We start from the raw sequence: 25,725 nt of genomic DNA, 5'->3' as shown, positions 1-25,725 counted from the left end.
TGGTCAAAAATCAGTACCTTGTAAAGAGGTGTGTTAACAATGTGTCGAGTAAAGGATGGGGTTTAGAAAAGGCCGTCACAGAAAACGGCTGCTATTGTTTAAGGCTGTGAAGAGATACCCCACCAAGAAAGCAAAGCTTACCAAGATATGACGAACGATTTAGGGCGTTTTTGGGCAGTTCTGTTTTACGCTTTTGCCGATTAAGTAGATGATGTATTACTTCAGGTATCGAAAAGTTGATTTCGCAGAAGTAGCCGTCGTTTATGGTCGCCTCCATTAGGAGGCCAAGTTCACTATGGCACATTGCCTATCAAACTTTCAAAGAAGTATGCTCATAGCCTTGTTTTGCATTTGTTAACATATTGAAATTTAAATGTATAATCAGCAAGTGCTTAGATGATATTGAATGGTTTAGATATGACTAATGAACTGAAACGACTAAAAATGTATATCGAGTCAACTATCGTTGATGAGCGAAACCATATCTTCAAGTACACCTCACCTTTGTGTCGCCCCCAATCATCTCAAGCTAAAGCTGTTTTTCTTGAATACGATAGAGCCACTAGCAATGACAGACACCATAATTACAATCTCCAGTCATTGCCATATGGTGATTTCCAAGTAGAAGAAAAAGACATACCTAGTTTCTATGAATTTTTGGCTAGGAAGCTCAGATATCACTTCAAACAAGACAGGAAATCATATGCGAAAGATAGGATCGAAGACCCTTTCAAAGTCTACGGTGAAGATGGACTTGTTGAAGAGATAGCAATCCCAGACTACGAGTTTAGTGGTGAAACGGACCATGAAATTTTTAACACATGGTTGTTGTTTAACCATTTATTTGAAATTGAAGAGCAGATCGTAAGAAGAATCGAAGCAAAGAACTTCATTGGTATCCACAGTCATTTGAATCTTATTGACGATAACTTTGGCTTTCTTATGGATCGCAAAGATTCATACTTTCAGCTCAAGATGGATGAAGACGAGCTATACAGTTGGCTTTTAGCTGAAATTATATCTTTCCAGCATCAAGTTGAAGAAAAAGGACTTTGGAGGAGTTTGAACAAAGAGCCAGAGAAGCACTTTCAATGGGTATTCGCTGCTGTTCTAGGTAGAGTCAGTGAGCTTTTTGGTGTTTGTATGTCAGCAGAGCCTGACGTCGGAAGTGGAAAAGCTGATTTTATATTCTCTCAAGGTAACGATTCGAAAGTCTGCGTCGAGCTAAAGCTATCTACCAATTCAAAGGTGCTTGAAGGTTACGCTAAGCAGCTTAAGCAATATCTAAAAAGTGAGAAAACTGACAAAGGTATATACGTCGTCATTGACTCTGGTGATTCGAAAAGCTCATACCGTAACTTACTTGATTTCATTGAGGACAGTAAGAAGAACGGTCAAAGCTATCCTAATATTATACTGGTCGATGCGAGTCCAAAAATTAGTGCTAGTCAACGAACATAGTTTGCAAGTATTGAGGGGGAATCCCGATCTGTTAGTTTGCCTTCATAGTGCGCACTCTGTGCGCACATTGCATCCATAAAAAATTAAAGATAAGTTCTTACTGTAAGGCTAAATCAATTATAGCTTTCTTAAATAATCATCTGCCTTGTAAACACCCATCATCCATATGGAACTAACCAAAAACATTAGAGGCTGGCCATAAGCAATATAGCTTGTTGGATTAGATAGGCTATACGCATACACACCGATGCAAAGTATTAAAAATATTATTGTAATACCAATGAATATGCTAAGACCATACTTACTGAGATTAGGGTAACTCTGTAAGTTTGTAATTATGAAACTCATACATTGAGCAATGATCATAAAACTAGCTATGGACCAATCTGTAGACGTTAGCACACCTTGAAATTGTGCCACAACACCTTTCGTAACAATCAATACTACAAAAGGTATCAAGATAAAGATGTAGTTTGAGAAAAACTTTTTCATTCAAATAGTTTAGCCTGATTATCAGGTGATAGAAACTTTGCTTTCTCAACTCCGTGAACCTTTGTCACGTAAGCATTGACATTTCTAGCGCCACCCGTTTTATTCACTATTACATCGCAAACTAAGTTAACTTTGATTAGGTCATTAGCGACCACGGCAGGAAGTTTTCCTGACTGGTACCTAGCTAGCCACTCAGAATCTTGTATGCGCACATAGAAAGAACGATGGGTTATTGTACTCTTGACCCACCAAGCTCCATCACCAACATTACATGGTTTAATTGCAATAAATGTATCATCACCATCAAATGGCTGAGGTTTAGCTTTCTTAAGCTCAGAAATAGAAACGTACGAACGGAAAGAGCGGTCAAAAGATATTACTTTTTTTGATTCTTCAGCATCGACTGACTCTATCACTTCAAAGTGCTCTTTAGGTTGAAGCTGCTTACCACCATCAGAGAAGTCATTCATAATTTCAGCAAACGTGATTGGATCAATATAAGGGTCAGGCTTCTCCATCAAGTCATTATGAGGACACGTTTCTTCGATAAACTCTGTCGTTTTTTCTTCTAGTTCAGAAACCTTATCTTTAAGATTTTCATCCGTAATATCCTCACTCAGCAACTTGGTCAACATATACCCTAACCAGTTGATAAAAGAGGGTTTATAACCAATTTTATTTTTGAGCTTAATAGAGCCGCGCTCAACATAGTCTAGTTGAAAAACGGGAATTAAGTTGGGTTCAACTTGTGTACCTACAAGCTCAATAAACCTTCTATAACCTTTGGTATAACAATGTAATGAGTAAAGTAAGTCTTCAGGTTGCTCACGTAGCTCTAGATATTCCAGTCTTAGAGTGATGTCGTGAAGTTGCTTTGGTTTACTTAATGCTGAAGGGCTAGCCATTGAACAGTTACCTCAAACTTATCATAGAAAAGATCTTATTATGAAATAGAGCTCATTGTGCCACATAAGTGGATGAATTTACGAGAAAATGATTAAGTACATGTGATAACAGCCTGAAGCAAGGATAAATGTTTCTTTTAAATGAGAGTGGGTTAGATGGAACTGTATGGCATCACCCAAAGATATATCGATTTCGGGTAACTTCTAGTCGGGGAAAAACACGCCTCTAGATTTTGTAAGTCATTTGCTTTAAACGACTTTGGGCAAAACTATCTCACGATTGGCTAGTGTCTCAAGGAGTCTGAAAGTGAATGCCAGACAACAAAGCATCTAACGCTGGCTGCCTTGGGTTTAGGTATTTGGCTACAAGCCTCTCCAACACATAAAAACAAAAAAGCGAGCCACTTGAGCTCGCTTTTCGATTTTAAAGTTATGAATCTTTACAGTAGTTCTACTGACTGCTGAGCAATCACAAACTCTTCATTGGTTGGAATCACCATCGCGACAGCGCCCAACACCTCAGACTTAGCAATAATACCCGCACGGCCAAAGCGGGCGTCTTCGTTGCCTTTTTCGTCTTCAATAAAACCTAATAGTTTGAGGTTGTTTAAAATTTCTCGACGAATTGGCAGTGAGTTTTCACCGATACCACCAGTAAAAATAATCGCATCTAATGCACTAAGGGGGATCAGGTAAGAGCCGATGTACTTAGCCACACGGTAAGTGAACACCTCAAATGCGAGCTTCGCCCCCTCATGGCCGTTTTCCATCGCTTCCAAAATACCTCGTGCATCAGAAGTCAAACCAGAAACACCAAGGAAGCCTGACTTCTTGTTCAAGGTCTCGAAGACTTTCTCTTGGCTCCAGCCTTTTTTCATTAGGAACTCGATAATACCAGGGTCTAGGTCTCCGGAACGTGTCCCCATCATCAGGCCCGCTAGAGGGGTAAAGCCCATCGATGTATCGACAGATTGACCGTTGCTGATCGCACAAACCGATGCACCGTTGCCCAAGTGGACAGAAATAAAGCTCGACGCTTCGACAGGTTTACCCAGCATTTTCGCCGCTTCACGGCTAACGAAGTAATGACTAGTGCCGTGGAAACCGTATCGGCGGATACCATATTCTTTGTACAGTTCATTGGAGATCGCACCAGTGAATGCCTTTTGCGGCATGGTTTGGTGAAACGCGGTGTCGAAGACAGCAAATTGAGGAAGGCTTGGGAAAGCTTGCATTGCAGCTTGAATCCCTTTCGCGCCTGCTGGGTTGTGGAGCGGTGCCAGATCAGACAAGCTTTCAATTTCTGCTAGGACGTCGTCATTAATGCGAACTGTTGATGTGAATTTTTCTCCGCCATGCACGATACGGTGACCCACGGCAACTAGATCGTTGGTAAAACCCAATGATTCCATCAGGCTAACGATTCGGTTGATGGCATGTTGATGATGATTGTCTGCAGCAGTGATGGCTTCTTCAGTTTTCTCACCCTTGTATTTCCAACCGATTACCGCTTCAGGGAGCCCAAAGCACTCTCCTAACCCAGTGACGACAGCGTCTCCTGTTACGGAGTCGATCACCGCGAATTTAAGAGATGAACTACCAGAGTTAATAACCAGCACAAACGAGTTAGACATGGAATAGGTATCCTGTTTCAGACCGAATTTTGGAAGCAAAGCGCTTCTTAGTGTGGCTTACATTATTCAATATTTTTTTAATTATTCAACTTTATTTTAATTGAGAGCGCATTTGAAGCGAATGTTTGTTGATCTAACGCAATCTGAAGATTATTTTGATCCCAAAATTTAATGTCAGTTTTATAAATATGCGATACGGGCCTAAACTCTAGTCAGTGTGATACTTTCGATAATTAACCCAAAGTCGGTCCAAATGGTCTAAGTAGTGGCAACCTTATCTATTTTTTTAGTCATCTCAGGCATCATTATCATGGTCGCGGGATACGTGCCTGCTAACCAGGTTTGTCGCAAGACAAAGCATCTAGGCTGGCAGGTGTTGAGCTATTTAATCATTGGTTTTGTTTTAGGCTATCTATTTGTTTTAATTGCCATTATATCTGAGCCAGTTGTTACGCCAGTTTTGCTGGGGCTATGCGTTATTCTCTTCTGTGGAAGCATTTTTGTTTATATGGTCACCACCTACAGTTTGCAAAGTATTCAGCAACTCCATTCGCTTGCTGATGAAGAAAAGCATAACGCGCTTCACGACTCTCTCACTAACCTTCCTAATCGAAAACATTGTATTGAAGCCATCGAGCTGCTGATTGAGTCCGATAGGCCCTTTGATCTCCTGCTGGTTGATATTGTGAATTTCAAACAAATCAACGACGGAATGGGCCATTTTTGCGGCGACCAATTACTGATTCAGATTGGACAACGAATGTCATCTCTGTTGGAACACGAAGACTTTATCGCCCGCATTGGTGGTGATGAATTTGTCATCCTTTGTCCAAACGGTAATGAAGTGGCGTCAAAAGCCTTGGCTAAACGGATTGATAACGAGTTGCGTAAGCCCTTCGCTATTGATGGCTTTGAGTTAAGTACTTGTGCGGTGATCGGTTTGAGTGAGTTTCCAAGGCACGGCGATACCGCGGAGCAAGTGATCAATACCGCAGATGTGGCCATGTACTGGGCCAAAAAGTCCGGTCGGTTGATCGCCTGTTATGACGATCAAATGAGCCAAGGGGCGAAGAAAAAGCTGCGTATCGCTCGCGAAATCGATGCCGCGCTGCTCAATGATGAGTTCTGTGTCTACTACCAACCTATTGTTAGCAGCAAAAGTGCCATTGTCAGTGGCTACGAAGCGCTGATCCGCTGGCAAAAAGAAGACGGCTCTATCGTTAGCCCCGTTGAGTTCATCCCCATCGCTGAACAAAGCAATAAGGTGACCTCGATTACCAATTGGGTGCTTGAGCAAGTCTCAAAAGACATCGAAAAATTCAAAGCTGAAAACATCCGCTGCCCGGTTCATGTCAACTTATCAGCCAAAGATCTGATGGGTAATTACCTTAAGAGACAGCTTGAAAAGCTGATTCAGATCTACCCGGATATCACTGAAAACCTTATCCTTGAAATCACTGAAAGTACCGCTATTAATCGCTTGAGAAGCCCCGAAGTTTTATTGGAAAGCCTTAAAGAACTCGGCTTTAAGATCAGTCTAGATGACTTCGGTACTGGCTATTCTTCGCTGTCATTGCTAAGAGATCTGCCGGTTGACCAAATAAAAATTGATCGCTCCTTTCTCTATCAATTAGAGACGAACCAACGCAATGGTTCGATTGTCTCTAATGCGATTGCACTGGCTCATGGGCTGGGCTACACCGTGGTCGCCGAGGGTGTTGAAGACAACAATGTACTCGAGATGCTAAAAAACTATGGTTGCGACTATATTCAGGGGTTTCTCTACAGCCCTGCGTTAAAGATTGACGACGCGATCCGTTGGACTCACAACCACAACCCACCCCACATTATTGAGCTGGCTGAGCCAACCTAACAATCCAAAGAGATACCAGCAATGCAGATCATCCTCCCCTGCGGTTCACTTGGTTTCTCAAGTTTGACCCCATAAAAACATTGGCCTCAACGCCAGAAAGTAGTAAAACGGTAAAACTCATCATTAATGCGTGCAACCACTCATAGGCAGAGGGTATCCATGAATATAGGCTCAGTAGCAAAACTCACCGGTTTATCGAGTAAATCGATACGTTTGTACGAAGATAAAGGCGTGATCTCTGCCCCTAATCGCAGTGAAGCAGGTTATCGAGAGTATAGTGAACAACATATTCAGGAGCTCAATCTCGTTTCACGAGCGAAAAATGCGGGCTTTTCTCTGGCAGAATGCAAGGAGTTTGTCGAACTGGCTCATAACCCCGAGCGTAAAAGTCGTGAAGTTAAAGCGAAGGCTCAAGAAAAGCTCAAAGAAGTTGAGGTTAAGATTCGTCAACTGAAAGAAATCGAAAAGCAACTCAAGAGCTGGGTAAACGCGTGTCCCGGCGATGAAGGCAGTGATTGCCCTATTATTGAAGATCTCACCAAGTGAAGCGTTGCCCATTCTCTTAATTTTATTACTCTTTTCAACTGCTCACCATGAAGTACGTCCACAGATCATGTAACATTGAAAGACAACTCAGATACATCGGATGTCTTCATGGAAGCAGAATTACTGGAAATTAAGAATTTTCTCTCTCAACACCCTCCCTTTGATGAGCTAGAGGACGACGTGCTCAACTTAGTCACCAAGCATGTTGAAATTTCTTATTTTCGTGAGGATACACCCGTCATCCACTTTGGTGATGAGATCCATGATTTGTACATGGTACGCAGTGGGGTTGTTGAAGTTTATCGACGTAAAGGTGAACTTTATAACCGCCTCGATGAAGGTGCTCTGTTTGGTCAAATGGGCCTACTCACCAATAATAAAGTGCGCTTTCCAGCCAAAGCGACCAAAGATACGTTGGTGTACTGCATTCCTGAAGCCATTTTCCAAGAGCTCTACGACAATCACGAAACCTTTGCCGATTTTGTTGAAGTCGAAGATACCGCCCGACTTCGTCAAGCGGTTTCAAGTACCAATGAACAAAACGACCTAACAACGTCTAAAGTGCGTACGCTTCTCACCGGAGATGCGCCCTTTTTGGAAAAAACAGAAACCATCCAGAATGCTGCGATCAAAATGGCTGAAGAGAATGTCTCTTCACTGTTGATCATCGACCCCGACATCCTCGAAGACAACGAGGAAGACAATTCCCCACTGGTGGGCATCATCACCGACCGGGATCTATGTACCCGTGTATTGGCTGAAGGTCTCGATGCGAACGATGAAGTGGCTAGCGTGATGACAACCGAAGTCATTTCCCTTGATCACAATGCGTACGTGTATGAAGCAATGCTGACCATGTTGCGCTACAACGTGCATCATCTTCCTGTTTTAAAAGATAAAAAGCCGATTGGTATTATTGAAGCGACAGACATTGTCCGCTACGAATCGCAAAACTCTCTACTCTTGGTCAGCAGCATCTTCCAACAACAGTCGATAGAAGAGCTCGCGGCTTTATCTGAACAGGTAAAAGATAGCTTCGTGAGATTGGTCAACGAAGATGCGAACTCTCATATGGTCGGCAGTGCCATGTCGGTGATTGGTAAAAGCTTCAAACAGCGAATTATTGAGCTGGCGGAAGAAGAGTTAGGCGAACCGCCGATTCCCTATTGCTTTCTGGCTTTAGGATCTATGGGCCGAGACGAGCAGATTCTCGTCACCGATCAAGACAACGCCATCATCCTTGATAATTCGTATGTCAAAGAACAACACGATGCGTATTTCTCTGCTCTGGCCAAGAAAATCTGTGATGGATTAAATGAGTGCGGTTACACCTATTGTACCGGTGACATTATGGCGACTAATCCGGAGTGGCGCATGACCCGTACCGAGTGGGAAGAGTGCTTTGCCGACTGGATTGACGACCCGAACCCGAAAGCACTATTGAACGCCTCTATTTTCTTTGACTTAGTCGGTGTCTACGGCCGCCTAAAATGGGCAGAGCAGCTCAACGGCTTTATTGTTAGGCGTTCTCGAAAAAACAACCGCTTCCTAGCCTGCCTAGCGCGCAATGCGATGAACCGAACGCCGCCGCTCGGTTTCTTCAAAGATTTTGTGATGGAGAAAGACGGCCAGCATAAAAACTCCATCAACCTCAAGCGCCGTGGTACTGCTCCATTGGCTGACTTAATTCGTGTCCACGCGCTAGCGGTTGGGTCCCGCTCTACTAACTCCTTTGAACGCCTAGATGATATTCATGAAGCTGGCATTTTACCCAAAGGAAAGGCACGCGATCTTCGCGATGCATTAGAGTTTATTTCTATGGTACGAATTCGTCACCAAGCGCTGGATGTAGAGAATGAAATCGAACCAGACAACAATATTGAACCAGAAAATCTATCCGATTTTGAACGCCGCAACCTAAAAGATGCGTTCCAGATCCTCAGTAATGCACAGAATTTTCTCAAGTTCCGCTACCAAGCCAGCAATAATTTTAAGTAGGTGAACCATGATTAAAAATATGATGCGTAAGCCGACGATAGACTGGGAAAAAAAGTTTGAGGCAAAACAGAAAACGAGCCGAAATGATTCACTCCAGCGTTACTATCATAGTGGTCTCCCTACTGCGGATACTCACTTGGAAGACGTGACGTTTCTGGCGATGGATTTTGAAACCACGGGCCTAGATTCCAATCAGGACGACATCATCACCATTGGAACCGTGCCGTTTAACCTCAACAGAATCTTTATCAATCAAGCCCATCATTGGACAGTGCGCCCGCGCCAGCAATTGGCTGAAGAATCGGTCATCATTCATGGCATTACCCATAGTGATATACTCGATGCGCCGGACTTGTCTGAAGTTTATGATCAGGTCTTACAACAGATGGCGGGCAAGATCATGGTGGTGCATTATCAAAGAATTGAGCGTGAGTTTTTTGATCAAGCACTCAAGGACCGGATTAATGAAGGGATTGAGTTTCCGGTCGTGGATACCATGCATCTTGAGACCCTGCACCAACAACGTCTGCACGGTGGCATACTGAATAAAGTGTTGGGCAAGAAACCAGATTCCGTCAGACTAGGGGCTAGCCGAACGCGATATGGCCTTCCTCCTTACACGCCACATCATGCCTTAACGGATGCGGTGGCAACCGCTGAGTTGCTACAGGCGCAAATAGCCTATCATTATCAGCGCTCAACGACACTGGGTCAGATATGGCTCTGATACCCAGCGAGTCGCGCAGTCAGAAATAAAAAAGGGACGAAAATTCGTCCCTTTTTCTATTCAAGTACGTCGACTAGCGATCGTACTTTTCAGTGCGCATGCCCATGAGCAAGCTGACACACATCATCAGCAATACAAAGGTGAACGGCAAGGCAGTAGAAATTGCGCCGGCTTGCAGTGCCTGAACGGCTTCTGTGCCACCTACCCAAAGTAGTGCTACTGCAATCGCCCCTTCCATAAATGCCCAGAACACACGCTGAAGAACGGGTGCATCGACTTTACCACCAGCGGTAATGCTATCAATAACCAATGAGCCTGAGTCAGACGAGGTGATAAAGAACACCAACACCAGAATCACAGCAATGATCGACAATACCGTCCCGAACGGCAGTACATCAAACATCTGGAACATGGCCAGAGAAACATCCGTTAGGCCATTTGCACCGAGCTCACCGATGTTGTTCACCACTTGGTCAATCGCTAGACCACCGAATACAGACATCCAAAGAAGTGTTACCGCGGTAGGCACCAATAGAACCGCTGTCATAAATTCACGTACCGTGCGGCCTTTAGACACACGCGCAATGAACATACCAACGAATGGCGACCATGAAATCCACCATGCCCAGTAGAATACTGTCCAGCCTTGGAACCAGGCTTCGTCTTGACGGCCATGAGGGTTACTTAGCGGAATGATGTTCTCAACATAGGCCATCAGCGTGGTGCCAATGTTGCCAAACGCCACCGCATAACCAATCAGAGCAACCAGAATCAGCAATAAGAAGGCGACGATCATGTTGATGTTACTGATCACCTTTACGCCGCCATCAATACCACGCACAACGGAGACCACTGCGAGTAAAGTCACGACCGTAATCACGACGATCTGTAACCCCATCCCTGCATCTAAACCGAATACATGGTGGATACCGCTCGCCGCTTGTTGCGCACCTAAACCAAGGGATGTAGCAAGACCAAACAGCGTCGCCAATACCGCTAAAATATCAACGATGTGGCCAGCCCAGCCCCATGCACGATCACCAAGAATAGGGTAAAAAATAGAGCGGATGGAAAGCGGTAAGCCTTTGTTATAAGCAAAGAACGCCAAAGACAGAGCAACAACACCGTAAATAGCCCAAGGGTGAAGGCCCCAATGGAACATGGTTGCGCCCATTGCCAGTTTTGCCGCTTCAGGGGTATTGGCTTCAACCCCTAACGGTGTTTCGAACCAACCCGTGTAGTAAGCAACTGGCTCGGCCACACTCCAGAACATCAGGCCGATACCCATACCCGCAGCGAAAAGCATCGATAGCCACGAGATAAATGAGTAATCCGCTGTCGCATCTTGACCACCAAGACGGATTTTACCCAATGGGCTTACGATTAACGCAAGGCAGAACACGACAAAAATGTTTCCTGACCAAATAAATAGCCAGTCAAAGCTGCCGATAATTTGAAACTTCAAGCCATCGAGCAAGGATTTTGCTGACTGTGCATCCATCACCAACACAGCAAACAGGAACAATCCGATGAACCCGGCACTCACGCCAAACACGGGGTTATGAACATCAAACCCCCACTTTTGTACATTATCTTGGCCGATGGTGTAATCGGTACTGTCGATACTGTACTTGTCTATACCTTTCGTCATCTTTCCTCTCTTAATGATTATTCTTCCCTAATCAAGCCTTCAGATAGAAAAATCATTAGTGATAGAAACAATTTAATCTATATCAAGACTTGATCGACTCAACACCATTGTACGCCCAGATACAGATCATTCCAGTAAATCACTATTATTTGTCCAATTTTTCGACATAAATCTGTTTGAAAGGCTACTATTTACACAAAAATCAACAAACCTCCACCAAACATTCATTTTGACTTCTAAACATTTGACAACATCACATTTACACCAAAAAATTTCTTTCAAAATCTCATAACTATTCTTTCCCTCACTACTATGAGAAATAAGTATGATATTTATGGGTTTTCAGGCTTCATTTCGCGGGAATTTTCATGTATTTTCTCGCCTCCAAACGCTTCGCTCACTAAGGATTAACATTGGAAAAGCACGAAGAAGTTCTTATCTCTATTCGACAGATTATCCGCGCCATCGATCTGCACTCGAAAAGGCTAAGTAAAGAGTCTGGCTTAACAGGCCCACAACTAATTCTCATGCGCTCGATACGTGAGCTTGGTGAAGTGACGATTCGTGAGCTTTCTAACCACACCAACATGAGTCAGGCAACCGCAACGACTATCCTTGATCGTTTGGAGCGCCAGGAGTTAGTCACCCGTGTTCGCAGTGTTCAAGATAAGCGTAAAGTGCATGCACACCTCACCGATAAGGGCATCGCCGTACTCGAACAGGCCCCAATGCCTTTGCAGCAGAACTTCATCAATAAGTTTCAACGCTTAGAAGAATGGGAACAGTCACTGCTTCTCTCTTCGGTACAACGTATTTCCTCGATGATGAATGCGGAAGACATTGATGTTGCACCTGTACTTGAGCTTGGAAGCATTACTAAGCCAGAATAACCACCCTAAGCTGAATTGATTTAGCAACACTTTGAGGCTATTTTTTATACTGCAGAAAAGGTCAAAGGTGTTGCATGGTGAAAAAAAGGACGCTTCAAAGCCGACATGGGGACACGATCCTCGATTTCAGACAGCAGCAGCAGGTTCTGAAATTTATCGCCGCGATCACTTTAGTTTTCTTCGTACCACTCGGCATTAAGAACCTTCTTATTGGCGAGGTTCTACTCGGTGCTGTGCTTTTGGCGTTTGAGATCACTTTGCTTCTCGAGATCGCTGCCATCATTTACAACAAGGCCGGTCTGTTCGGCCATCTTGTCCCTCTCGCTCTTCTGGTGATTTCAACCATTATGGCGGTCAACATTTTTGGCACCTTGGCCACCTATTGGGTATTCCCCATCATCATTAGCATTGTGTTTCTCTTGCCTGCTCGCATTGCCACGATTGCGAATATTGTGGTATGCCTAGGTTCCACTATCGCCATATTGCCTCATCAGGAATTGTCCGAAACCTCTCGCTACGCGTTCTCGCTTCTCGCGACAGCAGTCATTGTCCATGTGGTTGTCAAAGCGGTCAGACGGCTACAAAAAGAGCTTCGCTACTTGTCGGTAAGAGATCCTATGACGGGCACTTACAACCGACACCAACTGCAGAGCTCACTTGAGAACATTCACCAGCTCTATAACACCTCGTCAATCGCCCTGATTGATATCGACAAATTTAAAGCGATTAATGATCTCTATGGGCACGATGTGGGTGACCAAGTCATCACTGAGGTAGTCAGCATTATTGACAGCCAGACCGAGCACTCTACCCTATTGTTTCGTTTGGGAGGCGATGAATTCCTTTTGTTGTTCCCTCAAGCCGATCAATATGCCGTTGAGTCTTCAATGCAAGCAATCAACCGCGCCGTCAAAGAACACGCTTATCCGCAACATGCCAAAGTGACCCTCAGTGCTGGTGTGGCTGAGTCCAAACCGTTTGAAACGATCGAAGACTGGGTCAAACGCGCCGACATTGCGCTGTACCAATCAAAAAGTCTCGGGCGCGATCGAGTTTCACTGTATTCCCAACCAGACCTTGTGGACCATCAGAGTCAGAGTCGCTATCAGCGCGCCATACGCTGAATTAGTTGAAAATAGGGAGTTGTCTGGATTCTTTGACCTGTCGAATTGCTAAATGCGTATGGATGTCCTTAACATTCTCTAAGCGCTGAATTCTACGTGTGAACGCTTCATACCCAGCCAGATCATGGCTGACAACTTCTAGAAGATAATCATAAGCCCCAGACACAACGTGGCAACTCACCACTTCTTCCATCTCCTGAACGGCTTGCTCAAAATCATCAATAGAGGAGGCTTGATGGTTACTTAGACTAACCTCAACAAACACCGTCATCCCGACCCCAACCTTATCTTTACTTAAGCTTGCGCGATAACTGGCGATCACGCCGTCTTCTTCAAGTCGTTTAATTCTTCTAGCGCAAGGGGAAGGTGACAAACCGACTTTGTCGGCGATATCGGCGGTCGACTGACGGGCATCTTTTTGTAGCAACATCAAGATGTGTTGATCGATTCTATCCATGGATTGAGCCTCTATATAGCAATTTTTATAAAATAATTAGCTGATTCAGCCAACATTTCCATTTTCATTGGTTAACTTTGCCATATTTGGTCTCCAGAAACGACTCATAATTACTGACACTCAATGTATAGACGAATAACGTTATGATCTCAGGTTACTTGGCAATGGCTGCCACACTGCTTCTCTGGTCTGGCTTTTTTCTTTCACTCCGTGGTGGTGCACATTCGGAACTGACTACCGCAGATATCGCCTTAGCACGATTTCTCATCCCTTGTATCGTGCTACTCCCTCTGGTGTTTAAGTCAAAAGAGCTCATTAAAAAAGTCCCTAAGCGTTACCTCATTGGTATGTTTGTCGGATGTGGTTTGCCCTACTTGCTGGTCGCAGGCACAGGTATGCGGCTTGCCCCTGTCTCAGATGGAAGTGCGCTGATCCCAGGGACGCTCCCCTTGTTCGTCTCTGGTATTGCAATACTGCTTTTCAAGCAACCTTTGAGTTCACATCGCCTATTGGGATTAGCGCTCGTCATCAGTGGGATAGCGGTCTTTCTCTACCAAGGGTTTGGCCAGTCTGATAGTGACTTACTCAGTGGTTACATGCTGTTTTTATTGGGCAGTCTGATGTGGGCGACATTCACCATTTGTGCGCGTGTTTCTAACCTTAACCCACTTGTTGCTGCGGGAATAATCTCATTGCTTTCAACACTGGCACTGTTGGTGCTGATTATAACTGGCACACTCGACAGTCACTTACTCACTACCCGTGCCGCTGAATGGCCATGGAAAGAGCTCATGGGCCACATTACCCTACAAGGTGTAGGCGCTGGTCTTGTCGCCGCATTCACCTACTTACATGCGATATCAGTACTCGGCGCAGAGCGCACGGCAGCGTTCGGCGCAGCCACGCCTGCCATTGCGACTTTGCTGGCGATACCGGTATTTAACGAGCAGCCGACACAACTTGGATGGTTTGCTCTCGGGTTGGTTTGTATTGGAAGTTTGGTGGCCAGCAATATCTTTATGAGAAAAGATACCTCTTTGCTTTATCAGCCACCTAAATTTAAATGAGCCTAGGGATAAGCGTTAAGCTGGGAACAAGAACACACAGAACGTAGATCTGTCGAGCAAGGGCTTTGTTCTCCATTTTGATCAGAAAAGGAGAAGCGATGAACATGGAAACGAGTACATGCAGTGCCATATTACTCACAAATTGTTCCAGTATGAGTGTAAATAGCAACCAGACACCAATTTGTAAGCGAGAAACTCGAATTTTAATGCCTAACCCGACGATGAAGAGTGAAGCTGCAAGTGAAGAAATCATCAGCAAGACTACTTTTTAATATTAATTATGATTTTTAATAAACAATAATAGGAATCATTATCAAATACAACTGATTTTTTGTTGTTGTACCCAGAGTCCGGTATAGTCTGCAGCGAAATTTATTTGCGTGGATGACCATTTTGAAAACGCCCTGTATCGCTGCATGCAAAAATAATGGTGGAATATGTAGCGGTTGCCATCGAACCATTGATGAAATCGTCAACTGGCGCCATCTTTCAGATGATGAAAGAGACACCATTATGGAGGCCCTTCAAGGAAGCGTCGCAAGCCATCGCTGCCCTTCTTGTGGTGAGCCAGCCCAGTGCGACATCAGCGCCGGCAAAGACACTTGTTGGTGTTTTTCCCTAGAAAAACGGGATATGTCTTGCGCTGTTTCCAGTGATGCTTGTCTGTGCCGAAAGTGTCTCAACCACTTGCCAATCGCATAAACCATCACTCCGATGAATACTAAATTTGGATTAGTTTTACTAATCCAAATCATAGAAATTAATCTTGTTCCAGATCACATTTTTCTATTGCACCCTTTCCTGCCAAGCACTAAGATTCTCCGCCTAAACTAGTCGTTCTCTTTATTTTATTAGGATTGCTTTAAGCAATACCTGTGGCTTTTTGCACTTTGAATTTAGGTATTTCAGGAAATGTCTGCATCATCTCAAGTTATTAAACTGATATTCTTAATTGCGATTCTGACCGCAGTAGGGCAAATGACGCAAACGATGTATGTCCCCTCTATCGGCCATATGGCTGATGAATTTTTGGTGTCTCCTGCGGCACTTCAAGCGGTAATGGCATGCTACCTAATACCTTATGGTATCTCTCAGTTTGCCTATGGACCGCTTTCAGATCGATTAGGAAGAAAACCTATTATCATTGCCGGTTTGCTTATCTATATTATCGGTACCATCGTTGCCCTATTTGCTCATCAGTTTGAATGGTTCCTCGCTGGTAGCTTCATTCAAGGGTTGGGCATTGGTAGCGGCGGCGCGATGTGCAGAACCTTAACCCGTGATGTGTTTAGTGGCAGCGAACTGCACAAAGTGAACAGCCTAATTAGTATGTGTGTGATTTTTTCACCTTTACTCGCTCCAGTCTTGGGGGGCTACTTCACCGAAACCATGGGCTGGCGCTCTAGCTATATGTTCTTGGCATTGTTTAGCATCGCTGTAGCGATCATTATGATGACCCGATTCGAAGAAACCTTGCCTAAAGCGAGTCGACGCCATGAATCGGCTATAAGTCGCTATAGCTTTGTACTCTCTAACAAAAGATTTCAAGGTTACTTAGTGTGTCTGGTAGCCACATTTTCCGGTGTGGCCATTTTTGAAGCCGCTGCAGGCGTTTTACTTGGGGGCGTATTAAAGCTACCCGCAACAACTGTTAGCATGTTGTTTGTCTTACCTATTCCTGGATATCTGGTCGGCGCTGGCCTATCCAGCGTGATTGCCTCTAAGAGAAGTGAGAAAGTCGCGTTGATGTTTGGTTTACTGGCTGCCGTTCTGGGTTCACTGATTGTGCTTGTGCCAGGGCTAATGGGACAAACCTCTGCGTTAACCTTAGTTGGCGGGGCAACGATCTACTTTTTGGGGGCCGGCGTTTTATTCCCCGCCGCAACCACAGGGGCTTTGTCACCTTTCCCATACCATGCTGGAACAGGAGGAGCCGTTCTGGGTGGCATGCAAAATTTAGGTGCAGGTTTAGCCACACTGGCAGCTTCGATCATCCCTTCGCATGATCAGATGCCTGTGGGGGGGCTGATGTTGCTTATGTCTTTGCTCGCTTTGCTCGGACTGATTCGTGTCTATCACAAACACGATCCTTCCAATGAAATGCCTTTAGCCGTCTAACCAATGTAAAAAGGAGCTTCACCGCTCCTTTTTATTTGCTCTGACTTGGTCAAGCCTTACCATTTTTTCATGATCCGACCGACCAGATTGGGGTGATAAGCCCAGCTATGATCGAACATAGACATCAGTTGAGGATTGCCGTATTTGGAAAGGCTAATTGCGTGAAAGCGATTCTTGTTCTTTTTCAGCTCAGCGACTTTCTCTTGCATCTCATCGGATTGTTTAGGCGCAATGAAATCAGAGATCACAACCATGTCCGCATTTTTGTATCTGTCACCACGCATCAAATCAATTGACTTTATCAATACTGGCTCCAAATCCGTACCACCATGGAAGCTGTAAGTAAGGAAATCACTGGCTTCTCGTAAACCGTCTTGTCGCGTCAGCTCGTAGGTGATTTGCTCAGTGGAGAATAAAATCACAAAGCAATCACGATCTTCTGCCAAGGCGATTTGCATTAATGCATAAGCCATCGCTTTGGCACATTGCTCAGGAAAACCACTCATGGAGCCAGAAGCATCAACACACACTATAAACGGGCCTTTTTCGACATCAACCTGCTTGTTATCTGGCTTATGTGCTTTCACTTTACGTAGCGTTCGTGATTTACCCTGCATCCGATAATTCATTAACCGCTTGTCGACGAGGTGTTTGTAAAACACGACTTCCAGTTCAGGGTAAGCCAGAAACAAGGTTTCGTTGGGTAGCAGCTTGTTCAGATCATCACTTTCATGAATACCAACGATATCATCGGTTGCTTCATCCGATTTTTCCTCGACCATTTGCAGCTCTTCAGTAGGCGCTCGATTTAACTCGGGATCATCTACCTGACTCGCCATTCGGCCTAATTTTTCAGCGATTTCCTGAAGGCCCTGATTCTTTTTCAAAAACTCAGCATGGCGTTTCATCACGGACAAGTCGGTTCGACTGAGTTTTGCTGAAGCCATATCCCACAAACGGCCAACGCTGCTCTCATCTCCCTCTTCCGTTACTTTGGCCATGTTCTTCATGGTTTCCATGCGCTGGTAAAGGTCTTTGAGGACTTTTTCTTTACTCGCTTCGAGCTCACTGACCTGTGCCTGAAGAATGGCATCAGAAAGACTTTGATACCACTGATCACAAAAGTAATGAGGAAACATTGGGTTGTTTAACCCCTTGTTTTTATCCATAAGCCGACGAGCTTGAAGATAAAATGCGGAATGCCATTCGAGCTTCTTGATCACATCGGGGATCTTTTCAAAGAACGTGGCTTCATCCCAATGGATGACTTCCTGATACAGCGCTAATTCCTGTTGGAAACGCTCCGTTTCGCATACCTTGGTGATGCGTTTCTTGACGCCACCACGCCACTTCAACAGATGGTTTTTAACTTTCGTTTTCATTCCTCTGTTTTCAGTGATGGCCATTACCTGAGAGCGTGCCATCAGATCGTTGACTGCTGTATCAATAATACCGGAATCAGCAATCATTAATGCGAGGTTGAGTCCATCAGCGCCTAACATCCAGTCCCCCTTTACGAGAAGAATTGATTGAGGTTTTTGAAACGGAACACTGTTCGCTCACACTCTGTTTTGGTTGATTCAAGAACCTGCTGAATGTGCTGCAGGCTTGCCTCCATTACACGAGGTAGGTCTTGATCAATAAAGCTGTGGGGTAAGGCACCATGAAAGTTTGAACGCACTTTGAGCAAATGATGTTCAGCGTGTTCGAGCTGCGCCATCGCTTGCTCAGATTTGGTCAGCCAGTTTTGATAGAGGCCCTCATCCAAACCTTTCTCGGTTACAACCGAAACTAACACAGCACGATTGGCAATATCCTTAATGACTAAGTTGTTCGCAGCATCGATATCAAAGCGCAGTCGGCACAGATTGGTGTTCTGATTAACGTATCCGTAAACATCTCCATGGCCTTCTTTTATAATCCGCTCTAATTCGTTCTTCGGTACATAAACCCAGCGACTGTCGCCTTTCTCGGATTCTGATACTGACATATTACTTTGCAGCAGTACCAACTTAACTAGATCAAAGGCACTACCGACTTCATAACGCTTTGCATCTGAGACGTCATAGCTATGAATTTGTTTTTTGAGTAGCCCCGTTGTCGATTCCATCGATAGCATGATACCAAACTCAGACTCTAGCTCTTCCTGAACTTCGTCCAGTTCTTCTCGACATAAACGGATTTGCTGTTCGACGTCTTGCTGATCAAAGGCGTGCGTTAGTGCAAACTCCTTAATCACTTGGTGGACGACTTCTCGAGATTCCGGACTGTTCCATAAACAATCTTGCAAAAGCAGTAGATCAAGTGGATTGACACTATCACGGCCGTTAAAATAGGCACTGGCTTTGAGCAGTTTAACTGCCTTTTTCCAACGACGGTCTGAAACATACATATCGGTATCAGAAGCATGGACGCCTGACCCTTGGGCTGCCGACTCTTCTAACATTTGTTTAAGTTGATAAAGCTTTTCGAATACCTGATCACTGAGTTCGAGTTTTTCAAGCTCCGATTGCCATAAGTGATACTCCTCATCGGTTATGGCTAATCCTTCTGGGATCTGTGCTTCCTGCGGTGTGCCTACGGTCAGCATCGACTTAAAGTTTTGCTTGTTCTGAATTCGATTGACAAAAATACGTACTAGCATTCGATCATAGAGCGCCTCCAGACCACTGTCTTCATCCGGCAGCTCATTTGAAGCAGAGACCAGTAAACGCATGGGAACACGTTCTACATCACTGCCATTCTTGAAGGTCTTTTCATTAACAACCGTCAATAAGGTATTAAGGATTGCAGGACCCGCTTTCCAAATCTCATCTAAAAAGACAACTTGCGCTGTCGGCAAATACCCTTCTGTCAAGCGTAAGTAGCGACCATTGTCCTTAAGTTCTTGAATGCTCAGAGGTCCGAACACTTCTTCAGGTGTTGAAAAACGAGTCATCAAGTATTCAAAATAGGAGGAGTTGTCGAAAGCCTGTATAAGTCGCTTTGCGATAAGGCTTTTTGCGATACCTGGTGGCCCTAACAGAAAAACACTTTCACCCGCTAAAGCAGCGAGCAAGCACATTTTGATGGTATCTTCACGCTCGTAAACACCGTCAGATAAGGCGCGAGCTAATTTATTTATTCGTTCAGAGAGCAACGCTTGTTGCGAATGGGAGACTCTGGTAGGGCTGATCATTCTGAGCTCCTCTGACTTCAACCAGAAATGTAATATATATATTTTTATACATTTGTTATCACTTTGTTACAAGTGCGTTTTCTTTAGTTTGGGGCCATATTTATACCAGAAGCCATTTTGACGTAACTGATTGAAATCAATGTTTGCAAATTTGAGACCTGAGTCACTGGGATAGTGTCTCATATTTGAGTCAAATAATTTATTAACCTTTTATTCACTATATGTAGACTGTAATGTAAGCCTGCATCTAAGAAATGAGTCATTAAAAAAAGACTATTATGGACACTCCTTTGAATATTCTACATACATGGAAAGGCATCTACCTTCAGGAAGAGCAAACCACATTGCCGAATGGTAAAACCATCACTCACACGACGATCTCTCATCCAGGCGCTGCTGTTATTCTGCCAATCGCGAATAATGGAGATATCGTTCTTATCAACCAATACCGCCCTTCTCTGAAAAAATGGTTACTTGAACTGCCTGCAGGTACATTAGAAAGCAACGAGCCGATTGAGCTTTGCGCAGTAAGGGAACTCGCAGAAGAAACTGGATACAGTGCTGAAACCATGATATCTCTTGGGCAAGTCACACCTTTGGCCGGATTCTGCGATGAAATTCAATACTTGTTCGTTGCAAAAGGGCTGACAAACGTGTCTAAGTTTGCATGTGACGATGATGAAGTGATTGAAGTTGTATCGCTATCATTACACGATATCGAACAAAAGATTGTCGAAGGTGAGATCACTGATGCCAAAACGATTGCATGTTTAAGTAAAGCAAAGTTATGCGGATACATATAGGAGAAAAGCACATGGATTTCCGCTCGGATACCGTCACTAAGCCGACCCCGGCAATGAGACAAGCCATGGCTGATGCGCCAGTTGGCGACGACGTCTATGGTGATGACCCGACCGTCAATGAGCTAGAAGCATGGGCAGCAGAACGCCATGGGTTTGAAGCAGCTCTTTTTACCACATCAGGAACTCAGGCAAACCTACTTGGTTTGATGGCACATTGTGAGCGAGGCGACGAGTACTTGTGTGGACAGCAAGCTCATAACTACAAATACGAGGCTGGTGGCGCTGCGGTGTTGGGCTCCATTCAACCACAACCTGTTGAAAACAATCCTGATGGTACCCTTGATTTCAACAAGCTAAAGGCGGCCATCAAACCGGATGATAGCCATTTTGCTCGCACTAAGTTACTGAGTTTGGAAAACACCATCAATGGCAAAGTGCTGCCCTTGTCTTACCTCGCGCAAGCCCGCGAATTTGTTGATCAACACGGCCTCGCACTCCACCTAGACGGAGCCCGTGCATATAATGCAGCGGTCGCGCTTGATGTGGATATTCGAGAAATAGCCAAGCACTTTGACTCAATGACAATCTGTTTATCAAAAGGCCTTTCTGCTCCCATCGGTTCTTTGCTACTTGGCAGTAAAGCGTATATCGCTAAAGCACGCCGCTTACGCAAAATGCTCGGCGGTGGTATGCGTCAGGCTGGCATTCTTGCCGCCGCAGGTAAGCTTGCGTTAACCGAACAAGTCGAACAATTAAAAGTAGACCATGCTAACGCCAAGCTATTAGCGGTCAAATTAAGTCAACTTGAAGGTTTCCAGATCAACCCAGATTTCGTTGAGACTAATATTGTCTTTGCTAAGCTAGACGACAATGTAGATATTCATGCCATTGCCACTAAGTTAAGCGAAGACGGCATTATCATTTCTCCGGGCAATCCAATACGCTTCGTCACTCACAAAGATGTCTCTGAATCTGACATCAAGTTGCTGGTCGAAAAACTCAGAATGTATCTGTAATTTTTTGTCTCTTCCAGTTTAGAAGCCAGTCACTATAGCGACTGGCTTTTCTCAGCATCGAAGAGTACTCATACTCTCGATGTGCTTGCCGCATAATACCATCAGTTCAGTTGTTTTCTGAGATAAGGCTCCCTCCTTATTTTTCCATTTTATGAGCCTATTCTGCTTTAAGTTGGTTAGGCATACCAACACCCTATATTGTCGTTATTTTCGTTTAGTTTGGGCGCATTTTATGATGCGTTTCGGGTAAACATCATGTTTTTTACCTAGCAATTATCCTGATTCTACAAGGTTTTTTACTCTGATTAATTCATCAAAAGTTAGTCCTGCACAAGTAGCCGTTGTTAGAGAGTGTATTGCGTACTCCACCGAGAACAAGTTCACCTTTCAACCAAAGGTAAACCCCAGAAAACATTTATAATTAATATCTATCTAGCTAAACATAAGGCGGTAACAGATTGATAATTTGTATCTAATTTATCCATCATCCAAAGCCATAGATAGAATGTGGAACCAACATCACAACAACAACTCATATATGTCTATATATACCTTGTCTTTTTCCAATGCATAAAACAATATTAGTCCGTCGCTTTTGTTAATGAAAAGTGCGTAAATTTACAATAAAAAATATAAAAAACCATTGTTTTCATAACGTTATATTATTCATACCTTTGAATATTTGTTAATGAAAACAAGGCACCTAGGAGTTACTTTTGGTTAACCACAACCTCATTTCACAGGCTTTTGCACTTGCCCTCTTGTTGTTCACTATTGGCATGTTGAGCTCAGACAGAGTTCAAGCATCTGAAACGCTTAAGGTAGGTATCATGGTCGGCAAGTTGACGAACACCACCAGTACCTCAAATAAAGAGAAACTGTGTGTACTGAATGCCCTTACAGACGAAGTGTCTGCCTCTAGAAGAAATGTTGAATTTACATTTGTCTCGAACGATAGGACTGCTCACGGCAGTGCTTTAGCTGCACAAAGCTTAGTCGACCAAGGTGTCGATATCGCCTTGCTGCCATTAGTGTCGCATGAAGCGGAAATCGCAGCCCGTATACTCAATCAACATGACATTGCATTCGTGACATCAGCAACAGCGAAGAGTGTTATCAAGGACCCTTCAATGGGTTTATCAATAATGCCAAGTAATAAACATCAGATTAAGCTGCTTAGTGACTATTACCTTAGCCATTATTCCACTAAGACTGCTCATGTGTTGATTGATAACTCAAGACAGTATTCTAAACAAAGCGCTGTCGCGTTCATCAAACAACTCACTGCCCATAGTGAACCAATCAAATTTAAGAAGTACGATTACAGCATGAGTAATGCCGATGACATTGTGGGTGCATTACCTAACAACGCCGTCGTCTTTGCACCGTTATACAACCCTAATATTGCCGTTCTATACAATGCAATGAAAGACAGTGGTAAATCATTCACGATATTGGGCACTGACTCAGTAGGGGCAAGAAAAGAGTTTTTCCAAACCATTGGAACCACAAGCCCTAACATTAACTTGTATTTTGTTAAAAACTGGGATGGTATCCCTAAATCAGATAATAGAAGCGCTCTAAACAGTATTTCCAATACTTTTTGCTCACAAAACCAAGCCACTTTTTTGACTACATATACCTACGATCTATTTAATTTTTTAATCGCTGGGTACGATTCAAAACCGCAGCCTAGCCCTCAAGGTCTCATTGAGTCACTCAAACAATTGAAGTTTGAGACAGTCATGGATGGAGAGCCTTTGACTTTTGACGCCGCAGGTTACAGCAAAAAGCCACTGTATCTTTTCTCCGTTCAGGATAATCGAGTTCGATATTTATCAAAGTTGACAGATTAAATAACAATGAGCATTAAGTTAAAAGCAGCACTATGCTGTCTAGTCGTCATCTTATGCAATTCAGTTTTCTATTGGTCTAAACCTTCACACAATGAAGCGGTTGACTCTGTATTATTTGGTTTTGTCTCGGTGCTAGAGTCTTGGGTCCAGTCCCCAACAGTGATTGACGATGTATATACATTCAATTATCAAGCTCTGACAAACAGAATGTCACTGCTTATCGATTCCTATGAGTCGATTGACTGGTTTAGAGTCTGTCTTGAGCTGGACTTACAAAGTTTTTCAACCAAGGATGAAGTGCAAAAAACGGTTTGTTCTGGAGGCAACACTTTGCTGTCGCTAACCCAACAAGAATATAAGCTCGACGCTGGCGTATCTGAACTTATGATAGGCAAAAAAAAGCTTGGGCACATTAACTGGTACTTCTTTTCCAAAAATGAATATCAGCAACTTGGCCTGAGTGTTATTTTATTCATCGCATCGTCTACTCTTCCGATATTGCTCATACTATACATCTATCGGGCAAACCATTACGTCAAAGAACAAGATGGTATACAATCACATGAAGACGATATTGACGAATACAAGCAAGAAAATTCAGTTCTCAAGAACAGAATAACCAATATTAACAAGATCATCTCACGTAATAGAAAGCTATTTGCATACAGTGATGAAATAGCCTTTGCTAAGTATACTCACCCCTATAGTGAAGTGTTGATGACCAATGGAATAAAACACAAAATACGATGTACGTTGACTGAATTAGAAAATTCATTCAGTGATGATTTTATTCGTCTAAGCCGCTCTATAATATTGCGAGAAAGTATAATTAAAAATAATGCATCTATTAAAATTGATGGCGGAGAGCATTACATTGAATTTTCAATTAAAAGTCAGACGCATCGTTTGCCCATATCGAAGTCTTGTGTAAACAATCTAATTACGACAGAGAACGCCTAGTATGAAAAATTATCTTATCACTTGTGCGACAGGTGGCATCGCCTCTAACTTGGTCACAGAACTCGCCCAAGAACATCAACTTTTTTTGGCCGCTAGAAACGTAAGCAAACTCAATGACATCGTCGCTAGTACTCATTTTCAACATTCAGTTCAGACAAGCTCACTTGATTTCTTCAGCGCCGACTCCATCGACGAATGCGCCTCAACAATCAAAGGCGCAGACAAGTTTGATGGTGTGGTATTTTTTATCCCAAGGATCCCACCTTCCAGAGAAGTGTTTCCTGACGATGAGAAATGGCAAGACTACTTCAATAAGTATTTTATTTTGCCTCTACGTTTGCTCCGTCAGATTGTAGAGCAAGATAAGTTGAAGCAAGGAGCTTCGATTGTTTTCGTTTCTGGCATCAGCTCCAAAGCGGCTCTGCCACATTATTCGATTAATAATTGCTTGCGCAGCGCTTGGATAGGACAAGCCAAAACAATGGCGTTGTCATTAGCAGAACAAGGCATATCGGTGAACACACTCTCTCTCGGGGGCGTCATGACTCAAAGTTATACGCAAAAGATGGAGCAAAAAGCGCTTGATCAGAATTTATCGTTTGAAGCATTGATGGAGAATGAAGTGTCCAACATTCCACTCAAGAAGTATGCTTCAATCAAAGATGTGGTCGATGGTATCGTGGCGTTGCTTGGTCCAATCTCTAACCATATGACTGGTCAAAACATCATTCTGGATGGCGGCTTCAATAAAGCTTATTGAGGCTCTGAGAGTGTTGCCACTACTTACCTATCCAATCAGCGAGAATTGCGCAGCCTTCTCGCTGAATCTCAGGTCAGTTTGACAAAATAGTAAGCCTTATCACGTCACTTTAGAGTGATGTTACCTGCTGACGATGAACATTTACTATGTCGCTCATCGTCAGCAAACGTTAATCAAATCATACGGTCCGCAGTTTAAGCTCGCCATGC

Annotated in this window: 22 protein-coding genes; 15 read left to right on the top strand and 7 right to left on the bottom strand. The window is 43.8% G+C overall.

Features of this window, described 5'->3' with window-relative positions; translation table 11 throughout:
• Positions 1-417: 417 nt before the first annotated feature.
• Positions 418-1,461: a hypothetical protein gene (locus OH455_RS16965; RefSeq protein WP_269982187.1), complete on the top strand. Its 1,044-nt coding sequence runs from the start codon at positions 418-420 to the stop codon at positions 1,459-1,461.
• A 488-nt stretch (positions 1,462-1,949) separates the two neighbouring features.
• Here OH455_RS16965 and OH455_RS16960 read toward each other — a convergent pair whose 3' ends face one another.
• Together OH455_RS16960 and OH455_RS16955 are read right to left on the bottom strand one after the other, a co-directional pair.
• Positions 1,950-2,858 carry a hypothetical protein gene (locus tag OH455_RS16960; protein ID WP_269982186.1) on the bottom strand — a complete coding sequence of 303 codons (909 nt, stop codon included), beginning with the start codon at positions 2,856-2,858 and terminating at the stop codon, positions 1,950-1,952.
• Between the two features lie 440 nt (positions 2,859-3,298).
• The gene (locus OH455_RS16955) at positions 3,299-4,492 is read right to left on the bottom strand and encodes an acetate/propionate family kinase (protein WP_269982185.1); all 1,194 of its coding nucleotides are present in this window, start codon (positions 4,490-4,492) and stop codon (positions 3,299-3,301) included.
• Positions 4,493-4,757: 265 nt separating this feature from the next.
• Between OH455_RS16955 and OH455_RS16950 the strand changes: the two genes are divergently transcribed.
• From OH455_RS16950 to OH455_RS16935, 4 genes are all read left to right on the top strand, one after another.
• On the top strand, positions 4,758-6,365 hold the full coding sequence (locus OH455_RS16950; protein ID WP_269982184.1) for a putative bifunctional diguanylate cyclase/phosphodiesterase: 1,608 nt from the start codon (positions 4,758-4,760) through the stop codon (positions 6,363-6,365).
• Positions 6,366-6,524: 159 nt separating this feature from the next.
• Positions 6,525-6,911, top strand: a complete 387-nt coding sequence (gene cueR / locus OH455_RS16945; protein ID WP_269982183.1) for a Cu(I)-responsive transcriptional regulator — start codon at positions 6,525-6,527, stop codon at positions 6,909-6,911.
• Between the two features lie 108 nt (positions 6,912-7,019).
• Positions 7,020-8,909: a DUF294 nucleotidyltransferase-like domain-containing protein gene (locus OH455_RS16940; RefSeq protein ID WP_045977239.1), complete on the top strand. Its 1,890-nt coding sequence runs from the start codon at positions 7,020-7,022 to the stop codon at positions 8,907-8,909.
• A 7-nt stretch (positions 8,910-8,916) separates the two neighbouring features.
• Positions 8,917-9,636: a 3'-5' exonuclease gene (locus tag OH455_RS16935; RefSeq protein ID WP_206375274.1), complete on the top strand. Its 720-nt coding sequence runs from the start codon at positions 8,917-8,919 to the stop codon at positions 9,634-9,636.
• A 73-nt stretch (positions 9,637-9,709) separates the two neighbouring features.
• Here OH455_RS16935 and OH455_RS16930 read toward each other — a convergent pair whose 3' ends face one another.
• Positions 9,710-11,287, bottom strand: coding sequence for a BCCT family transporter (locus OH455_RS16930; RefSeq protein WP_269982182.1), 1,578 nt, complete (start codon positions 11,285-11,287; stop codon positions 9,710-9,712).
• Between the two features lie 413 nt (positions 11,288-11,700).
• Between OH455_RS16930 and OH455_RS16925 the strand changes: the two genes are divergently transcribed.
• Together OH455_RS16925 and OH455_RS16920 are read left to right on the top strand one after the other, a co-directional pair.
• Positions 11,701-12,177, top strand: coding sequence for a MarR family winged helix-turn-helix transcriptional regulator (locus tag OH455_RS16925; protein WP_206370926.1), 477 nt, complete (start codon positions 11,701-11,703; stop codon positions 12,175-12,177).
• A gap of 74 nt (positions 12,178-12,251) precedes the next feature.
• A complete protein-coding gene (locus OH455_RS16920; RefSeq protein ID WP_269982181.1) occupies positions 12,252-13,301 on the top strand; it encodes a GGDEF domain-containing protein in 1,050 nt (349 codons plus the stop codon).
• A 1-nt stretch (position 13,302) separates the two neighbouring features.
• Here the strand turns inward: OH455_RS16920 and OH455_RS16915 are convergent, their stop codons facing one another.
• Positions 13,303-13,758 (bottom strand): Lrp/AsnC family transcriptional regulator, encoded by a 456-nt coding sequence (locus tag OH455_RS16915; RefSeq protein WP_206370906.1) that lies wholly within the window; start codon positions 13,756-13,758, stop codon positions 13,303-13,305.
• A 143-nt stretch (positions 13,759-13,901) separates the two neighbouring features.
• On the opposite strand from OH455_RS16915, the gene OH455_RS16910 reads away from it, so the two are divergent.
• Positions 13,902-14,825: a DMT family transporter gene (locus OH455_RS16910; RefSeq protein WP_205622499.1), complete on the top strand. Its 924-nt coding sequence runs from the start codon at positions 13,902-13,904 to the stop codon at positions 14,823-14,825.
• On the opposite strand, the gene OH455_RS16905 is transcribed toward OH455_RS16910, so the two are convergent.
• A complete protein-coding gene (locus tag OH455_RS16905) occupies positions 14,818-15,078 on the bottom strand; it encodes a hypothetical protein (protein ID WP_045977245.1) in 261 nt (86 codons plus the stop codon). The two genes, OH455_RS16910 and OH455_RS16905, sit on opposite strands and share 8 nt — an antisense overlap.
• A gap of 140 nt (positions 15,079-15,218) precedes the next feature.
• Between OH455_RS16905 and OH455_RS16900 the strand changes: the two genes are divergently transcribed.
• Together OH455_RS16900 and emrD are read left to right on the top strand one after the other, a co-directional pair.
• A complete protein-coding gene (locus OH455_RS16900; RefSeq protein ID WP_045977325.1) occupies positions 15,219-15,527 on the top strand; it encodes a cysteine-rich CWC family protein in 309 nt (102 codons plus the stop codon).
• A 210-nt stretch (positions 15,528-15,737) separates the two neighbouring features.
• Positions 15,738-16,943: a multidrug efflux MFS transporter EmrD gene (emrD, locus tag OH455_RS16895; protein WP_269982180.1), complete on the top strand. Its 1,206-nt coding sequence runs from the start codon at positions 15,738-15,740 to the stop codon at positions 16,941-16,943.
• A gap of 56 nt (positions 16,944-16,999) precedes the next feature.
• On the opposite strand, the gene viaA is transcribed toward emrD, so the two are convergent.
• On the bottom strand, positions 17,000-18,445 hold the full coding sequence (gene viaA / locus OH455_RS16890) for an ATPase RavA stimulator ViaA (RefSeq protein WP_269982179.1): 1,446 nt from the start codon (positions 18,443-18,445) through the stop codon (positions 17,000-17,002).
• Between the two features lie 11 nt (positions 18,446-18,456).
• Entirely contained in the window at positions 18,457-20,121 is a 1,665-nt protein-coding gene (locus tag OH455_RS16885; RefSeq protein WP_269982178.1) for an ATPase RavA domain-containing protein, read from the bottom strand.
• A gap of 278 nt (positions 20,122-20,399) precedes the next feature.
• Between OH455_RS16885 and OH455_RS16880 the strand changes: the two genes are divergently transcribed.
• The 5 genes from OH455_RS16880 (at position 20,400) to OH455_RS16860 (ending at position 25,516) form a co-directional block, all read left to right on the top strand.
• Positions 20,400-20,924, top strand: coding sequence for an NUDIX hydrolase (locus OH455_RS16880; RefSeq protein WP_045977249.1), 525 nt, complete (start codon positions 20,400-20,402; stop codon positions 20,922-20,924).
• Positions 20,925-20,935: 11 nt separating this feature from the next.
• Positions 20,936-21,940, top strand: coding sequence for a low-specificity L-threonine aldolase (ltaE, locus tag OH455_RS16875; RefSeq protein ID WP_269982177.1), 1,005 nt, complete (start codon positions 20,936-20,938; stop codon positions 21,938-21,940).
• Between the two features lie 716 nt (positions 21,941-22,656).
• Positions 22,657-23,796, top strand: a complete 1,140-nt coding sequence (locus OH455_RS16870; protein ID WP_269982176.1) for an ABC transporter substrate-binding protein — start codon at positions 22,657-22,659, stop codon at positions 23,794-23,796.
• Between the two features lie 6 nt (positions 23,797-23,802).
• Positions 23,803-24,756, top strand: coding sequence for a hypothetical protein (locus tag OH455_RS16865; protein WP_269982175.1), 954 nt, complete (start codon positions 23,803-23,805; stop codon positions 24,754-24,756).
• A 1-nt stretch (position 24,757) separates the two neighbouring features.
• The gene (locus OH455_RS16860; protein ID WP_269982174.1) at positions 24,758-25,516 is read left to right on the top strand and encodes an SDR family oxidoreductase; all 759 of its coding nucleotides are present in this window, start codon (positions 24,758-24,760) and stop codon (positions 25,514-25,516) included.
• Positions 25,517-25,725 lie beyond the last annotated feature (209 nt).

Origin of the sequence: Vibrio sp. T11.5 (assembly GCF_027587155.1) — a bacterium.
Taxonomy (GTDB): domain Bacteria; phylum Pseudomonadota; class Gammaproteobacteria; order Enterobacterales; family Vibrionaceae; genus Vibrio; species Vibrio neptunius.
Note: the sequence above shows the minus strand (reverse complement) of the source record. Positions and strands in the feature narration are given on the sequence as shown.

Bases quoted from the DNA above. Each gene is read 5' to 3' on its own strand.
- OH455_RS16940 (WP_045977239.1), top strand. From the start codon at position 7,020: ATGGAAGCAGAATTACTGGAAATTAAGAATTTTCTCTCTCAACACCCT.
- OH455_RS16910 (WP_205622499.1), top strand. From the start codon at position 13,902: ATGATCTCAGGTTACTTGGCAATGGCTGCCACACTGCTTCTCTGGTCT.
- OH455_RS16920 (WP_269982181.1), top strand. From the start codon at position 12,252: ATGGTGAAAAAAAGGACGCTTCAAAGCCGACATGGGGACACGATCCTC.
- OH455_RS16880 (WP_045977249.1), top strand. From the start codon at position 20,400: ATGGACACTCCTTTGAATATTCTACATACATGGAAAGGCATCTACCTT.
- OH455_RS16955 (WP_269982185.1), bottom strand. From the start codon at position 4,492: ATGTCTAACTCGTTTGTGCTGGTTATTAACTCTGGTAGTTCATCTCTT.
- OH455_RS16930 (WP_269982182.1), bottom strand. From the start codon at position 11,287: ATGACGAAAGGTATAGACAAGTACAGTATCGACAGTACCGATTACACC.
- OH455_RS16935 (WP_206375274.1), top strand. From the start codon at position 8,917: ATGATTAAAAATATGATGCGTAAGCCGACGATAGACTGGGAAAAAAAG.
- ltaE (WP_269982177.1), top strand. From the start codon at position 20,936: ATGGATTTCCGCTCGGATACCGTCACTAAGCCGACCCCGGCAATGAGA.
- emrD (WP_269982180.1), top strand. From the start codon at position 15,738: ATGTCTGCATCATCTCAAGTTATTAAACTGATATTCTTAATTGCGATT.
- OH455_RS16860 (WP_269982174.1), top strand. From the start codon at position 24,758: ATGAAAAATTATCTTATCACTTGTGCGACAGGTGGCATCGCCTCTAAC.
- OH455_RS16885 (WP_269982178.1), bottom strand. From the start codon at position 20,121: ATGATCAGCCCTACCAGAGTCTCCCATTCGCAACAAGCGTTGCTCTCT.
- cueR (WP_269982183.1), top strand. From the start codon at position 6,525: ATGAATATAGGCTCAGTAGCAAAACTCACCGGTTTATCGAGTAAATCG.
- OH455_RS16865 (WP_269982175.1), top strand. From the start codon at position 23,803: ATGAGCATTAAGTTAAAAGCAGCACTATGCTGTCTAGTCGTCATCTTA.
- OH455_RS16915 (WP_206370906.1), bottom strand. From the start codon at position 13,758: ATGGATAGAATCGATCAACACATCTTGATGTTGCTACAAAAAGATGCC.
- viaA (WP_269982179.1), bottom strand. From the start codon at position 18,445: ATGTTAGGCGCTGATGGACTCAACCTCGCATTAATGATTGCTGATTCC.
- OH455_RS16960 (WP_269982186.1), bottom strand. From the start codon at position 2,858: ATGGCTAGCCCTTCAGCATTAAGTAAACCAAAGCAACTTCACGACATC.
- OH455_RS16905 (WP_045977245.1), bottom strand. From the start codon at position 15,078: ATGATTTCTTCACTTGCAGCTTCACTCTTCATCGTCGGGTTAGGCATT.
- OH455_RS16965 (WP_269982187.1), top strand. From the start codon at position 418: ATGACTAATGAACTGAAACGACTAAAAATGTATATCGAGTCAACTATC.